Below are 14,617 nucleotides of genomic sequence, written 5' to 3' on the forward strand. Positions count from 1 at the left end.
GAGAGGAGATGCGAGATAGATGTCTGAAAATAATCTGTTGTCGAAAAACAGCGCCCCGCACAGCGACGTGGAAGATATTAAGCGCCGCAGCAACTATTTGCGGGGCAGCCTGACCGAAACGTTAAATGATCCGATTACCGGATCGATTCCCGAGGATGACAACCGCCTGATGAAGCACCACGGCAGTTATATGCAGGACGACCGGGATTTGCGCAACGAACGCCAGAAACAAAAGCTCGAACCCGCTTACCAGTTCATGCTGCGGGTACGGGCTTCGGGCGGCGTGGTCACGCCGGAGCAATGGCTTGTGCTGGACCGCATCGCCCAGCAATATACCAGCGGTTCGATTCGCCTGACGACGCGCCAGTCGATCCAGTTTCACGGCATCCTTAAATGGAACTTGAAAAACACGATCCGCGAAGTGAACGAAACGCTGCTGACGACGCTTGCCGCCTGCGGCGACGTCAACCGCAACGTCATGTGCAATCCGAATCCGCACCAATCGGAAATCCATGCCGAAGTTTACGACTGGGCTTGCCGCATCAGCCGCCACCTGGATCCGAAAACAACGGCGTACCACGAAATTTGGCTGGACGGTGAGAAGGTCGCTTCAAGCCAGAACGAGGAAGAGCAGGAACCGATATACGGACGCGTGTATTTGCCGCGGAAATTCAAAATCGGCATCGCCGTGCCGCCTTCCAATGACGTGGACGTCTTTTCGCAGGATCTGGGCTTTATCGCGATCGTGGAAAACGGCCGCTTGACGGGCTTTAACGTCGCCGTCGGCGGCGGGATGGGGATGACGCACGGCGATCCGAAGACGTACCCGCAAGTTTCCAAGGTCATCGGCTTCTGCACGCCGGAGCAGGTGATCGACGTGGCCGAAAAAACGGTGACGATCCAGCGCGATTATGGCGACCGGTCCGTCCGGAAGCATGCCCGGTTCAAATATACGATCGATGACCGCGGCATCGGCTGGTTCATCGATGAGCTGACTTCGCGCCTCGGCTGGAAGCTGGAAGAGGCCAGACCGTTCCGCTTCGACAGCAACGGGGACCGGTACGGCTGGGTGAAAGGCAGCGGTGGCAGCTGGCATTTTACGTTGTTTATCCAAAACGGGCGCGTGAAGGACGAAGAAGACTACCCGCTGATGACGGGCCTGCGGGAAATCGCCAAAGTTCATAACGGGGATTTCCGGATTACGCCGAACCAAAACCTGATCATTGCCAACGTCAAAACGCAAAGCAAGAAAAAAATCGATGCCTTGATCGAGCAGTACCGTTTAATGGACGGCGTTCGTTTTTCGGCGCTGCGCCGCAACTCAATGGCTTGCGTGGCCCTTCCGACATGCGGCTTGGCTATGTCCGAGTCCGAACGGTATTTTCCTACGCTGCTTGGCAAAATCGAAGAGATCCTTGCGGAAACGGGACTTGGCGAAGAAGAGATCGTCATCCGCATGACCGGCTGTCCGAACGGCTGTGCCCGCCCGGCTTTGGCCGAAATCGCGTTTATCGGCAAAGCTCCCGGCAAATACAACATGTATCTGGGCGGCGGATTCGCCGGAGACCGTTTAAACAAGCTGTACAAAGAAAACATCGGGGAAAAGGAAATCCTCGATTCGCTCCGTCCGATCCTGGCCCAATACGCCGAAAATCGGGAGCCTGGGGAGCATTTTGGAGATTTTGTCATTCGCGCCGGCTACGTGCAGGAGGTCCGCGACGGGCAGGAATTCCATGAGCAAAACAGCGTCACGATCTAATGGGTCGCGTAACATGATAACCAATTCAACCAATGGCTCCGCGTTTGGGTCATTGGTTTTTTTCTGTCGCCGCGGATGGACAAACCCTAGAAAATTTCTGGCGACTTTTTGCTCCCGTGGTTTGAAACGGCACTGTCTTTTATGGTAAAATCGATATATATGAAATTTTCACAAGAGGGAGGGATAGGATGCCGGCACTGACCAAAAGACTTCGCATGCTGCTTATCGTTCTGCTTGGCTGCATTCAGATGCTCGCCTTTCCCGTTTCCTTCGAAGAAGAAGTATCCACTGCTTACAACAGCGAGACCGAGACGGTCCACGGCCGAGTCGATCCGCAAACGAAACCCGTCCTGCGCAAAAATCCCTCTTTGATGCAACGATTGATCATGCTGGCCTCGGCACTGCCGGTCGTTTTCGTGATCCCGCTGCTTTTGCTGCTGCGTTTTCCTAGACCCCGTCTGCCTTTTCGTCCGACCATTTCCATTCGCAAAAGATACCTTCTGCTATTACCCGTCAAATTTACCTCGAGTTACGTGGGTTAACACGCCTTCCATTGAACGGTTTATTTCCTATACCCTCAATAGCAAGCATGATCCTGTTTTTCATGCGTTTCTTTGATTACGCCACGAATTTTTCCGGCTGAAAAAAAGAACCGCATCCTAGACATTTTGCTCGGTTACGAATTATGTGAATATTTTCTCAAACTAAATATCGAACGTTCAGGAGGCTATGATATGATGGAAATTCGTGAATCTATTTTGCCTGGAATCGGGATGAAATATCAGATGGATACGGCCAGCGGCGACCGGATCGTCATCGTGATCCATGACGACGGAAGGCGGGAGCTGTACCATTTTTCGCGGGAGGATGACGATCAGAGCAAGCTCGTGGCGACGCTGGAGGATCAGGAAGCCAGGCAGCTTGCTGCGTTAATCGGAGGCATGGTGTATAAGCCGAAGCAGCTGGAAAGCGTGGAAATGGCATTTGACGATCTGACGATCGAATGGTACCGGATCGAATCCCATTTCGGCTGCATCGGCAAAACCATCGGCGAGCTCCATATCCGGCAAAACTCCGGCGCGTCGGTGATCGCGCTGATCGATAAGAATAAAGGGAAGCTGGTCAATCCCGGTCCGGGCGCGGTGCTCAGCGCCGACGCCACGGTCGTGGCGGTAGGGGAAAGGGAGCAGCAGAAGCGGTTCAAACAAATCCTGATGAACGGAAGCGGGTGATCGGATGGACCATTTGATCTTTGAAATCGGTTTGGCGCTCGGACTTATCGCGCTTGGAGGACTGATCTCGGCGAAGCTCCGTTTTTCGGTCATTCCGTTTTATATATTGATCGGCATGGCGGTTGGCCCCCATGCGACGGAACTGTGGCATTTCGATTTCCGCTTTATCGACAGCGCGCCGTTTATCGATTTTATGGGAAGAATCGGCGTGTTGTTCCTGCTCTTTTATCTGGGGCTTGAATTTTCGGTCGGACGGTTGGTCAAGTCGGGGCGGTCGATCGTGGTCGGCGGTTCGATTTATATCGGCATCAACTTTACGCTCGGGCTGCTGCTTGGATTTCTGGGCGGTTTCCCTGTGGCGGAAGCGCTTGTCATTGCCGGCATTACGACGATTTCGTCGAGCGCCATCGTGGCGAAAGTGCTGGTCGACCTGAAAAGGACGGCCAACCCGGAAACGGAAATGATTCTGGGCATTACGATGTTCGAAGATATTTTCCTCGCGGTATACATTTCCATTCTTTCCGGTTTTGTGTTAAGCGATTCCAGCTCGATCGGCGGCGTCCTGTTATCGGCCCTCGTGTCGCTTGGCTTTATGCTGACGATCATCATTTTGGGAAGAAAAGCGGTCCCGCTGCTGAACAAGTGGCTGCGCATCCGCTCGAATGAATTGTTTGGGCTCGTCATTTTCGGGGCGTTGTTTCTGATTGCCGGTTTTTCCGAAACCATTCACGTCGCGGAAGCGATCGGGGCGCTGCTCGTCGGTCTGGTCCTTGCCGAGACGGAGCACGCCAAGCGGATCGAGCATTTGATCATGCCGTTCCGCGACTTTTTCGGAGCCGTCTTTTTCTTCAGCTTCGGCTTATCCATCGATCCGATGTCGCTGGGAGGAAATGCGGTATGGCTTGCGCTGGCTGCCGTCGTCATTACGTTCGCCGGAAATTTCAGCGCAGGCATGCTTGCGGGCCGTACGGCGAATTTGTCGCCGAAAGCCTCCGCGAATATCGGACTCACGATTTTATCGAGAGGGGAGTTTTCCATCATTTTGGCCAATTTGGGGAAAGACGGTGGACTGATGGATATTTTGCAGCCGTTTTCTGCGATCTACGTCCTGATTTTGGCCATCCTCGGCCCGATTCTCACCAAGCAATCGCCGCATGTCTATGCGTTTATGAATCGTTGGTTCAAATTCAAAGACAGGCGGGCGCCGAAGGAAGAAGCGCTCTAAGCTTTGCGGATGCCACCGGATCGTGATGTTCCCAGTCTTGAAGGAGGGAAGATGATGCGTTCGAAGAATTCCTTTTGTTTCGGTTTACGCAGGAATGCGGTGATGCAGTCCGTCGTCGGCGGCATTGTCGCATCGGTCGGCCTGGAATTGTTTTTGCATCCCCATGACATGATTGCAGGCGGGATGACGGGCATTTCGGCACTCGTTTCGTTCCAAACCGAAGGACATTTCGGAGTATTGCTGCTGCTGTTCAACCTTCCGCTTTTGCTGGTGTATGCGTTCATGGGAAAAACGTCCGCGCTTCGCCGCGTGTTGCCCGGATTGCTTGCGTTTTCGGGTTCTGCGCTTCTGCTTGCGCCCTTCCCCGCGGTTAGCGGCGAACCGGTCGTTGCTGCGCTTGCGGGCGGGTTTTGTCTCGGCATCGGCGCCGGGCTTGCGGTCAAATCCGGGGGGCTGCTGGATTCGCTTGGACTGGAGAAAGGCGACCGGATCCGGCCAAGGATATTCGGATCGTCTGCTTCGTTCGGCCCGAAGCGCTTGTTTGTTTTGTGCCATGGAGCCGTTCTTGTCTTGGCAGGAGCGATGATGGGATGGGAACGAACCTTGTATTCGGCCCTTGCCTGCATCGCGGCTTACGAAACATCGGCCTTGATGTTGTGGGGCTTTCGGAAAACGGCCTGGGTCATGGCTTCAAAGCCGGATCGACTTCGCCATGAGGTGTGCCGGAGAATCAATATGGATGGAGAAGTTCTATCCGAAGAACGATATGGGGATGAGGACCGGAGATTCGTTTTGAAATACAGCGTCCATGTTTTGGATATTCCCCGTTTTAAAGCGGCCATCCGACATTCGGATCCGAAAGCCGAAATTTTATGGATCAACCGGGCCATCCGGGAGGTCAGGCGGTAAACCGGAGGATTATTGCGGTCACGGCAAAGAACTCTGAAACGAGATTCAGGGTTCTTTGCTTTTTGTCACGCGATTTCCGCCCTATTTGCAGCAAAACGAGCTCTCACGCAAGAGCAGGCCAATATTTCGTCATGAAACGGTTTGTATCCGGCGGCATGCCGAGTATAATAGTATTATTAGGGTAAAGGAGGCGAATGCATGAATACGGTACCGGAAATGATGGATCCAAACACGAACGAAAAAGCCGAAGCGTGCTCCGGAGACCATTCGGAGCGGAAAAGCCATCATTCGGATAAGGTGAAAAACAGCTTGATCAGCCGCCTGAACCGCATTGAAGGCCAGGTCCGCGGCATTAAAGGGTTGATTGAAAAAGATACGTATTGCGATGACGTTTTGAACCAAATTGCCTCCGTACAATCCGCTTTGAACGGCGTTGGAAAATTGCTGCTCGAACATCACATGAAAAGCTGCGTGGTTCAGCGGATACAGGAAGGCGATCAGGATGTGCTCACGGAATTGATGACGACGATGAATAAATTAATCAAGTAAAAAAGCGCAAGCCGCCGCAAGGCGGCTTTTTACATGTTTCAAAAATAGGCTAGGGGGGTATTGTAAAAATGTATTGACTCAATATAGGGTGGTGGGGTATACTAAGGTCAAGAAAGGGAAACGACAACGAATGTAAATCAACGATTTTCAAATGGTTACACTAAACGTGATGCACGTAAGGGAGTGATGGTTTTGGAAGCAGCTCTTAAAAAGCAAAAACAGAAAACCGTACAAATAACCGGCATGACCTGCGCAGCCTGCGCCAACCGGATTGAAAAAGGCTTAAACAAAATGGAGGGCGTAGACTCCGCCAACGTCAATTTTGCGTTGGAACGGGCAACCGTAACCTACGATTCGGATAAGGTGAACGATGAGGCCATCGAAGCGACGATCAAAAAGCTGGGCTACGGAACCGTCAAGGAAGTCACCCGGTTCAAGCTCGAAGGCATGACCTGCGCCGCTTGCGCCAACCGGATCGAGAAAGGGCTGAACAAGATGCCCGGCGTATCGAACGCTTCCGTCAATTTTGCGCTGGAGACCGCTACGGTAGAATATTCGCCGGCAGAGGTTTCGGTCGCGGATATGCAGTCGAAAGTGAAGCAGCTCGGCTACAAAGCGGTCGCGCAAAGCGATGAGGAAGAACATGCGGATACCCGGGACCAGGTGGTCCGGAAGCAAAAACGAAAATTGATCGTTTCGGCCATTCTGTCGATCCCGCTGTTGTGGGCGATGGTTGCGCACTTTTCGTTTACCTCTTGGATCTACCTGCCGGACCTGTTCATGAATCCGTGGTTTCAATTGGTTTTGGCGACGCCGGTACAGTTTTACATCGGATGGCCGTTTTACGTCGGGGCGTATAAAGCGCTGCGCAACGGCAGTGCCAACATGGACGTCCTCGTTGCTTTGGGAACATCGGCCGCCTACTTCTACAGCTTGTACCTGACGATCGACTGGTACGCAAAAGGCGCCAACCTGCACCACGGTCCGAACATGTATTACGAAACAAGCGCCATTTTGATCACGCTCGTCATCATGGGTAAGCTGTTCGAGGTGCTTGCCAAAGGCCGGACGTCCGAAGCGATCAAATCGCTGATGGGGCTTCAGGCCAAAACCGCCCGGGTCATCCGCGACGGTCAGGAGATGACTCTCCCGGTGGAAGAAGTGATCGCAGGCGATATCGTAATGGTCCGTCCGGGCGAAAAAATCCCCGTCGACGGCAACGTCATCGAAGGCGAATCGTCCGTGGACGAATCGATGCTGACGGGCGAAAGCCTGCCTGTCGAGAAAAAATCCGGGGACGCCGTCATCGGCGCGACCCTGAACAAAAACGGCGTCCTGCGCGTTCAAGCCACCAAGGTCGGGAAAGAAACGGCTCTGGCCCAGATCATTAAGGTCGTGGAAGAAGCCCAAGGATCGAAAGCGCCGATCCAGCGGGTGGTGGACGTCATATCCGGCATTTTCGTTCCGATCGTCGTCGGCATCGCCATTGCGGCGTTCCTTGTCTGGTATTTCTTCGTGACGCCCGGCAATTTCGCCGAAGCGCTGGAAAAAGCGATCGCGATCCTGGTCATCGCATGTCCTTGCGCCCTTGGTCTCGCAACGCCGACATCGATTATGGCCGGTTCGGGACGTGCCGCAGAGCTGGGCATTCTCTTCAAGGGCGGCGAACATTTGGAGCAAACGCATAAAATCGACGCCATTATCCTGGATAAAACCGGTACGGTAACCAAAGGCAAACCGGAATTGACCGACGTTGCGGCCGAAGGCGACGAACAGGAATTTCTCCGGCTCGTCGGCGCCGCCGAGAAAAACTCGGAGCATCCATTGGCAGAAGCGATCGTCGCAGGAATTCAGGAACGCGGCATTCAGCTGCCGGATACGCAATCGTTTGCGGCCATTCCGGGGTACGGCATCGAAGCGGAGGTCGAAGGCAAAAAACTGCTGGTCGGTACGCGCAGATTGATGGAAAAACACGGCGTAGAGGCTTCCCATGCTTACGCGTTGATGTCCCGCCTGGAGGAATCCGGCAAAACCGCGATGCTGGCCGCGATCGACAACCGCTATGCAGGTTTGGTCGCGGTTGCGGATACCATTAAGGAAACATCCAAAGCAGCGGTACAGCGCTTGAAAGACATGGGGATCGAAGTCATCATGATCACCGGCGACAACGAACGGACAGCCAAAGCCATCGCGGCGGAAGTCGGCATCGATCACGTCCGTGCCGAAGTCCTTCCGGAAGGAAAAGCCGAAGAGGTCAAAAAGCTGCAAGCCCAAGGCAAAAAAGTGGCGATGGTCGGCGACGGCATCAATGACGCTCCGGCGCTTGCGACGGCGGATATCGGCATGGCGATCGGCACAGGCACCGACGTTGCCATGGAAGCCGCGGACGTCACGCTGATGCGCGGAGATTTGTCCAGCATTCCGGACGCGATTTATATGAGCCGCAAAACGATGGGCAACATCAAGCAAAATCTGTTCTGGGCACTCGGGTACAATACGCTGGGCATTCCGGTGGCTGCTCTCGGCCTGCTTGCTCCTTGGATTGCGGGTGCGGCGATGGCGCTTAGTTCCGTGTCGGTCGTGCTGAACGCGCTCCGGCTGCAGCGGGTGAAAATCCGCCACTGATAAGCATAAATCGTGATTCGCAGCGAGTTCCCATGATGCAAACCATCCGAATACAAAGGAGCGATTGAAGATGAGCGAACAACATGCCATGAATCATGAAAACAGCCGGCATCAGCAGCATGACCATCACGGCAACGGGGCGCATAAAAGTCATGGAGCCCATGGCCATCAGCACGGCGGTCACGGCCATCACCAAAACATGGCGGGGCATTATAAGGCGCGCTTGGAGTTTCCGAACGGCGCGCCAAACGCCAGCGAGGAGACGGAGATCCAAATCGTAACGACGGATCGGGACGGGAATCCGGTAAGCCGCTTTAAAGTAAGCCATGAAAAACGGATCCATTTGATCATCGTCAACCAGGACCTGTCGTTTTTTGCCCATGTCCATCCCGAGTATGAAGGCCATGGGATATTCAGGGTCAGAACGACTTTCCCGGATGGCGGCAAATATAAATGGATCGTCGATTTTGTTACGGAGGACGACGCTGCCGTTAATTTGAGCGACTGGGTAGAGGTGGACGGCGCGCCTGCCGGTCACCGCAAGCTAGTGCCGGACAGCGAAAGGGTACGGGAAGTGAACGGCAGGGAGTTTGAGCTTTCGCTCAGCAGCGATCTTGCGCAAAGCGACACCGTGTTAACCTACACGGTCCGCGACGCGAATACAAAGAAGGGCATCGACGATCTGGAACCATACCTCGGCGCAGCCGGGCACGTGGTCATCTTATCGGCCGATGCGGAACAGTACCTTCACGTCCATCCCGTGGATGAAGGAGCGACGGGACCGGCGGCCGAATTCAAAACGATGTTCCCGCATCCGGGCATCTATAAAATCTGGGGGCAATTTCAACACAAAGGCGAAGTTTTGACGGTCCCTTTTGTCGTGGAAGCAAAATAAAAACGAAGCGGATAGCAAGGGAGAGCAGCAAATATGATGGAGACGAAAGAAACGCCGGGGAAAACGAAAATCGCCGTATCCACGCCGATCCAAGTCGGCGGAAACGTCATTACGCCGGAGCAGCTTACGGTGATTGCATCGGCTGCAGGCCCCGAAGCGCATATTGAAATCACGCCTTTCCGGCAGATTTACGTTGAAATAGCGGCGGAGGAAAAAGAAAAGGTGACGGAGCAGCTGCAGCAGGCCGGACTTCAAGTGTATCCCGCGGGAGCCGTCGTCAAGGGTTTGATCGCCTGCCAATTTTGCAAAGGGGCCGAAGACGCCGGGCTGGCGACGGCCCAAGCCATTCATCAAGCGATCGCCGGAATGGCGGCGCCGGTTCCGATCAAGGTTGCTTATGCCGGCTGCGCCCTTGGCACGAGCGAACCGCTGCTGAAAGACATCGGGGTCGTTAAAATGAAGGACACGTTCAGCATTTATGTGGGCGGAGAGCCGAAAGGAATCAAAACCGCCATCGCCGAGCCGTTAGCGGAAGGACTGAAAGAAGAACAGATCATCCCTGCGATCATGAAGGTGATCGACTTCTATAAGACCAATGCCAAGGGAAAAGAAAAATTCGCCAAGTTCGTCCGCCGCATGACGCTTGAAAAAATCCGGGAAGCCGCGGGATTTGCGGTATCACCAAACGCCTGACAAGGAGTGAATGGAAATGGCAAAATCAGTCCAAATTTATACGATTTCCACGTGCAGCGACTGCCACCAAGCGAAGCGGTATTTTAAGGATCACCAGATCGATTTTATCGAATATAACTGCGAAGACAATCTAGAATATGCCGAGGAAGTACGGAGACTCACCGGGATGCAGACGGTCCCGACGATCGTGATCGACGATCAGGTGTTTGTCGGGTTCGCCGACCATTTTAAAGAAATAACGGCATTGCTGGCTTAAGTCCGGAATGTTGTTCCGTTGGAAACGCGGCCGCTTTCCCCCTTGATCGGGAGGGGACCGGCCGTATTTTATTTTTTAAACCGTTTTTTACGAACCCGCGGGTTTGACCGGACTTCATAAGAAATGTTACGATAATGAAGAATTTTAACAAATCAGGAGGATTATTAAAAAATGACGCATTACATGAGACTTCGCATCCCAACTTTGAACCGTTAATTAAATACGTTCAAAGGCTCTGTTTTGTGAAACGGAGTAAACGGGATCAGTCTGTCCTTTTTTAATAATCTTCATTCCATATTCTTGAATATGTAATGCAAAGAAAGGCGGGTCGCTCTGCCTTTCTTTTTTTATGCATGCATTCCTTCTTTTTGGAAACCAGAGGCAGGCCTTATTTGCTGACGGCTTCAATGGATCCGTCGTCCAAAAAGGACGGGTGTTATCCCTTTACTTCGAATCGCAGGCGGAAGCCCGTGATTTTCATGAAGAAGGGAAGATGCCTAATGATCTCGAAAAACGATAAAAGCAGGATAAACATATGCAGTGGGGAGACGCCTAATTTTTCCGGGCAGCATTTGCTGCATCACAAAAAAACGATTCAGGATATCGTAGATGCAGCCAAGATCGGCAAACAGGATACGGTATTGGATTTAGGCGCAGGAAAGGGAGCTTTGACGGCTATGTTGAACCAAAAGGCCGGAAAAGTTTTGGCCGTGGAAATCGATCGCAGGTTCGTCGAAATTTTGAAGCGAAAAACCCTCCCCTATCCAAATACGAAAGTCATTCATGAAGACATTTTGAACATGCGGCTGCCCAAGGAACCCTTTATCGTCGTTTCGAATATTCCGTACTCCATTACGACGCCGATCTTGAAGAAACTTCTCAGCAAACCTTCGAGCGGATTCCAAAGAGGCGTGATCGTGATGGAAAAAGGCGCGGCCAAAAGATTTACGGCAAAAACGGCCAAAGATCCGTATAACGTCGCTTGGAAAATGTGGTTTGACATCCGGTACGTGAAAGATATTCCAAGACAAAGTTTCGCTCCGCCTCCCAAGGTGGATTCCGCTTTGGTGGCGATCAGCAGGAAAGCAAAGCCGATCGTGCCGATGAAGGACTATCCAATCTTTTGGGGAATGGCGGAACATGTGCTGAAAAACCCGGGATTATCCGTCGATTTGGCATTGCGAGGCCTATTTACGGCCCCCCAAATCAAGCATGTCAAACGGAGTCTGGGGGCAACAGGCGACCTGCCGGTGGCGTCTTTATCCGAGCATCAATGGGGGATCGTTTTTGACTCGATGGTACGGCATGTTCCGAAGTTTCGATGGCCGAAGGCCAAAAAAGAGAAGTTCGGCTGTTTTTGAGGACGGGGGCTCCCCGTCTTTTTTTAACAGCTTCAAATTGGAGTTCATGGTAAAATAGAATAGATATCATTCATACGAAAGTGGTGGAAGCATGGGATTTACACAGCAGGAGATTAGCCGCATCCGCGAGCAATCGTACCGGATGGAGCAGGAAGGCGGCATGACGCCGGAAGCGCTTCAGTACATATATGATAAAAAGCTGTTTCATTTGTTCGTGGCGGATGATTTGGAGGGGAAAATGACACCGCTTCCGGAAGCGATCCGAATTTTTCAGGAATGCGCCCGCATTGACGGCAGCTTCGGCTGGCTTGTCACGATCGGAGCGGGCGGCGGTTATTTCGTGCCGTTCATGACGGACGAAATCGGCCGGAACGTGTACGCGAGACCCGATGCCGTCATTGCAGGCAGCGGCGCGACGACGGGGACGGCACGAAAGGTGGATGGCGGTTACATCGTGAACGGGAGATGGAAATATTGCAGCGGTTCCATGTACGCCACGACCTTTACGGCGAATGCGGTGCTTGAGCGGGAGCAGGCGGCGGATTCCGGCGAAGCGCCGGAGATCGTTACCCTGATCATGCGTCCCGACCAGGTTCGAATCGAAAAGGATTGGAATACGTTCGGCCTGAAAGCGACCGGCAGCCACAGCATGATCGCGGAGGATGCTTTCGTTCCGGACGAAATGACGTTTTCGTTCACCGAGATCCGGTCCCATGAGGACGAGCTTTTGTACAAATATCCGTTTTTGCCGTTTGCGCAAACGTCGTTTGCCGGGGTTGCGATGGGGCTCGCGGATCATTTTCTGGAAGCGGCCGAATCCTACCTGCAAGCGCGGGGCAATGACCGCGTCTTAAGCGAATTGGAGGAGCAGAAAGAGGAATTCGCCCATCAAAAGGACGCCTTTTACAGAGTGCTGGACAAATCTTGGGAAGAGCTGGGGCAAAAAGGCAAACTGACGCCCGAAATGGAACAGCGAATCTCCATCGAGTGCATCACGGCGGCCAAAGCTTCGGTTGGCTGCGGCCTGCGGCTGTTCCCGCTGCTGGGACTGGCGGCCTGCATGGAGGACACGGAAATCAACCGCGCATGGCGGGATCTGCAGACGGCTTGCCAGCATGCGCTTCTAAGAGCTTAAAAAAACGGCGAAAGCCGTTTTTTATTTTGTCCATCTTGAATGAAAGGCCATGAAATAGCGGAGTCACTTCTCCTTATTCGCAAACTTTTGCAGCTCGTGCCAAGTTTCGACGGAATCGGCGCTGGTGTAGATATAAGGCGCGTCCGGCTGGGCGATCGGCGTGATGGAAGAAGCCTCGATCCGGATGAGTTCTTTTCCGTCCTGCGGAACCACGCGGATTTTCCCCTGCACCTTCACCCAAGTATCTGCCGGGAGGTGCTGCTGCCGAACCGGATCGACCAGAATGCCCAAGGGAGTCGCATCCGCCGTGCAGCATTGGACGAGGAAACGGCTCACCGCGAACGGACCGGTGTCCTCGCCCGCTTGATCCCGGTACACGAAGCCGGATACGGCGATTTCCTTGCCTTCAAACTGTTTTTTGTACATGTCGATGGCGCCGAACGTCTCGGAGAAAATGGCGGGATAAACGGGGATAACCGGCAGTTCGTACAAAATTTTCGCAAGCTCCGTAAATTCTTGGGCATAAGGATCCTTCGATTCGAAGCGAACGGATTTTTCAGGCTCGACGGCGCTATAGGAAAAGGACATGCCCTTTTTTACGGCGGCGGCGCTCCCCAAGGCCCGGTCGGGAAGGACGAATCCGAGGATGAGCGGGAACAGGAACAATCCGTATAAAGCGCCGCTTGCAAGAGGCGAAGCCGGCAGCCGGTGGTCGCAATTGCAAAGCATGGCGCTTTTGCCCAGCACGGCCTGGATGATCAGGCTAAGCGCCATCAAGCCCAGGGGGATCGGACACAGCTTGATCCAGCGCGCAAGCGCGGGGGCAACGTAATAAGAGAGCGCGTTTTCGTTCGTCAAATGCCATATATAATAGGCGAACGCCAGCAGAACCGCTGCCCGAAACAGGTAATGCAGGCGGATGCTTTTGGAATCGTTCACGGGACCACCTCCTTTTTTGAAGCTTATAACCAGGGCGATAACAAAACGGAGCCGATAAACACGCAGGCGAAGATGAGGAAAAACAGGTACAGCGCAAATTTGGTTTTGAAAAGCGCCATCAGCATCATCGCGTTTTTAAAGTCAAGCATCGGCCCGAACACCATAAACGCAACGAGGGAGCCCGTCGGGAACGTATGCAAAAAGGTGGAAGCGACGAAAGCGTCCGAAGTCGAGCAGAGGGAAAGCGCAAAAGCCAGTCCCATCATGAACAGATAAGAACCCAGCGGCTGCCCGCCGATGGCGGCAAGGCTGTCCCTGACCATAAACGTCTGCAACGCCGCGGTGAGCAAACAGCCGATCAGAAGATATTTTCCCATTTCAAAAAACTCTTCCGACGTATGCACGAATACCGACGTCAATCTGCCTCCCCGTACGGCATGGGAGTGCGCCATATCGCCCGTTTCGCGTTGTGCCGACCAGCGCATGGGCGATTTTTTTATCGTACAATAGACGATCAGCCCGATCAGAAACGCTGCCGCGAAGGCCAGTCCCATCCGGGCGTAGGCCAATTCCGGGTGATTGCGGAAAGCAATGAAGGTTGCTCCGTATACGACCGGGTTTAGAATCGGCCCCGACAAAATGAACACGATCGCGACATAGACGGGCATGCCTTTTTGGATCAAGCGGCGCACGAGCGGAATCATGCCGCATTCGCAAACCGGGAACACGATCCCGAGCGCGCACGCGAACAAGATGCCGGGAATCGCCCTTTTTGGAATCCAGCGGGAAATGACCTCATCGGGAACAAAAACTTGAAGCAGGGAGGACAACAGCGCGCCGGCCAATATAAACGGCAAGGCCTCCAATAAAATGCCGATGAAACCCGTTTTGAACGTATGGACGTATTCGTTGTTCAGCAGTCCTTGATATTCCGGCAGCCACATGACGACAAGGATGATCAGCAGGGCGGCAGGAAGAAGCAAGGGAATGATTTTCATGGGAGAGAGTGCGGTCATGGATCAAAGCTCCTTCCTGTCAG

The 14,617-nt window shown here is 53.4% G+C and carries 15 protein-coding genes; 13 read left to right on the plus strand and 2 right to left on the minus strand.

Going from position 1 to position 14,617, the window contains the following annotated elements:
* Nucleotides 1–19 precede the first annotated feature (19 nt).
* From cysI to AC27KL_RS25235, 13 genes are all read left to right on the plus strand, one after another.
* Nucleotides 20–1,759, plus strand: coding sequence for an assimilatory sulfite reductase (NADPH) hemoprotein subunit (gene cysI / locus AC27KL_RS25175; RefSeq protein ID WP_487171502.1), 1,740 nt, complete (start codon nt 20–22; stop codon nt 1,757–1,759).
* A 188-nt stretch (nt 1,760–1,947) separates the two neighbouring features.
* The gene (locus AC27KL_RS25180; RefSeq protein ID WP_487171503.1) at nt 1,948–2,301 is read left to right on the plus strand and encodes a hypothetical protein; all 354 of its coding nucleotides are present in this window, start codon (nt 1,948–1,950) and stop codon (nt 2,299–2,301) included.
* A 195-nt stretch (nt 2,302–2,496) separates the two neighbouring features.
* Entirely contained in the window at nt 2,497–2,991 is a 495-nt protein-coding gene (locus AC27KL_RS25185; RefSeq protein WP_339325156.1) for a cation:proton antiporter regulatory subunit, read from the plus strand.
* Between the two features lie 4 nt (nt 2,992–2,995).
* Nucleotides 2,996–4,216 (plus strand): cation:proton antiporter, encoded by a 1,221-nt coding sequence (locus tag AC27KL_RS25190; RefSeq protein WP_339320866.1) that lies wholly within the window; start codon nt 2,996–2,998, stop codon nt 4,214–4,216.
* Between the two features lie 54 nt (nt 4,217–4,270).
* Nucleotides 4,271–5,125: a YitT family protein gene (locus AC27KL_RS25195; protein WP_487171504.1), complete on the plus strand. Its 855-nt coding sequence runs from the start codon at nt 4,271–4,273 to the stop codon at nt 5,123–5,125.
* Between the two features lie 219 nt (nt 5,126–5,344).
* Nucleotides 5,345–5,674, plus strand: a complete 330-nt coding sequence (locus AC27KL_RS25200) for a metal-sensitive transcriptional regulator (protein ID WP_339325155.1) — start codon at nt 5,345–5,347, stop codon at nt 5,672–5,674.
* A gap of 192 nt (nt 5,675–5,866) precedes the next feature.
* Nucleotides 5,867–8,299 (plus strand): heavy metal translocating P-type ATPase, encoded by a 2,433-nt coding sequence (locus AC27KL_RS25205; protein WP_487171505.1) that lies wholly within the window; start codon nt 5,867–5,869, stop codon nt 8,297–8,299.
* Nucleotides 8,300–8,369: 70 nt separating this feature from the next.
* Nucleotides 8,370–9,194, plus strand: a complete 825-nt coding sequence (locus tag AC27KL_RS25210; RefSeq protein WP_487171506.1) for a hypothetical protein — start codon at nt 8,370–8,372, stop codon at nt 9,192–9,194.
* Between the two features lie 33 nt (nt 9,195–9,227).
* The gene (locus AC27KL_RS25215; protein ID WP_487171507.1) at nt 9,228–9,887 is read left to right on the plus strand and encodes a nitrite reductase; all 660 of its coding nucleotides are present in this window, start codon (nt 9,228–9,230) and stop codon (nt 9,885–9,887) included.
* A gap of 16 nt (nt 9,888–9,903) precedes the next feature.
* Nucleotides 9,904–10,143: a glutaredoxin family protein gene (locus tag AC27KL_RS25220; RefSeq protein WP_036709358.1), complete on the plus strand. Its 240-nt coding sequence runs from the start codon at nt 9,904–9,906 to the stop codon at nt 10,141–10,143.
* A gap of 171 nt (nt 10,144–10,314) precedes the next feature.
* A complete protein-coding gene (locus AC27KL_RS25225) occupies nt 10,315–10,359 on the plus strand; it encodes an erythromycin resistance leader peptide (protein WP_445164803.1) in 45 nt (14 codons plus the stop codon).
* Nucleotides 10,360–10,643: 284 nt separating this feature from the next.
* Nucleotides 10,644–11,504 (plus strand): 23S ribosomal RNA methyltransferase Erm, encoded by an 861-nt coding sequence (erm, locus tag AC27KL_RS25230; RefSeq protein ID WP_487171508.1) that lies wholly within the window; start codon nt 10,644–10,646, stop codon nt 11,502–11,504.
* 91 nt (nt 11,505–11,595) lie between these two features.
* A complete protein-coding gene (locus AC27KL_RS25235; protein ID WP_487171509.1) occupies nt 11,596–12,639 on the plus strand; it encodes an acyl-CoA dehydrogenase family protein in 1,044 nt (347 codons plus the stop codon).
* A gap of 63 nt (nt 12,640–12,702) precedes the next feature.
* Here AC27KL_RS25235 and AC27KL_RS25240 read toward each other — a convergent pair whose 3' ends face one another.
* A complete protein-coding gene (locus AC27KL_RS25240) occupies nt 12,703–13,578 on the minus strand; it encodes a TIGR03943 family putative permease subunit (RefSeq protein ID WP_487171510.1) in 876 nt (291 codons plus the stop codon).
* 23 nt (nt 13,579–13,601) lie between these two features.
* Entirely contained in the window at nt 13,602–14,594 is a 993-nt protein-coding gene (locus tag AC27KL_RS25245) for a permease (RefSeq protein ID WP_487171511.1), read from the minus strand.
* Nucleotides 14,595–14,617 lie beyond the last annotated feature (23 nt).

The organism is Paenibacillus sp. YAE3, assembly GCF_057546105.1.

Bases quoted from the DNA above. Each gene is read 5' to 3' on its own strand.
- cysI (WP_487171502.1), top strand. From the start codon at position 20: ATGTCTGAAAATAATCTGTTGTCGAAAAACAGCGCCCCGCACAGCGAC.
- AC27KL_RS25180 (WP_487171503.1), top strand. From the start codon at position 1,948: ATGCCGGCACTGACCAAAAGACTTCGCATGCTGCTTATCGTTCTGCTT.
- AC27KL_RS25185 (WP_339325156.1), top strand. From the start codon at position 2,497: ATGGAAATTCGTGAATCTATTTTGCCTGGAATCGGGATGAAATATCAG.
- AC27KL_RS25190 (WP_339320866.1), top strand. From the start codon at position 2,996: ATGGACCATTTGATCTTTGAAATCGGTTTGGCGCTCGGACTTATCGCG.
- AC27KL_RS25195 (WP_487171504.1), top strand. From the start codon at position 4,271: ATGCGTTCGAAGAATTCCTTTTGTTTCGGTTTACGCAGGAATGCGGTG.
- AC27KL_RS25200 (WP_339325155.1), top strand. From the start codon at position 5,345: ATGGATCCAAACACGAACGAAAAAGCCGAAGCGTGCTCCGGAGACCAT.
- AC27KL_RS25210 (WP_487171506.1), top strand. From the start codon at position 8,370: ATGAGCGAACAACATGCCATGAATCATGAAAACAGCCGGCATCAGCAG.
- AC27KL_RS25215 (WP_487171507.1), top strand. From the start codon at position 9,228: ATGATGGAGACGAAAGAAACGCCGGGGAAAACGAAAATCGCCGTATCC.
- AC27KL_RS25220 (WP_036709358.1), top strand. From the start codon at position 9,904: ATGGCAAAATCAGTCCAAATTTATACGATTTCCACGTGCAGCGACTGC.
- erm (WP_487171508.1), top strand. From the start codon at position 10,644: ATGATCTCGAAAAACGATAAAAGCAGGATAAACATATGCAGTGGGGAG.
- AC27KL_RS25235 (WP_487171509.1), top strand. From the start codon at position 11,596: ATGGGATTTACACAGCAGGAGATTAGCCGCATCCGCGAGCAATCGTAC.
- AC27KL_RS25245 (WP_487171511.1), bottom strand. From the start codon at position 14,594: ATGACCGCACTCTCTCCCATGAAAATCATTCCCTTGCTTCTTCCTGCC.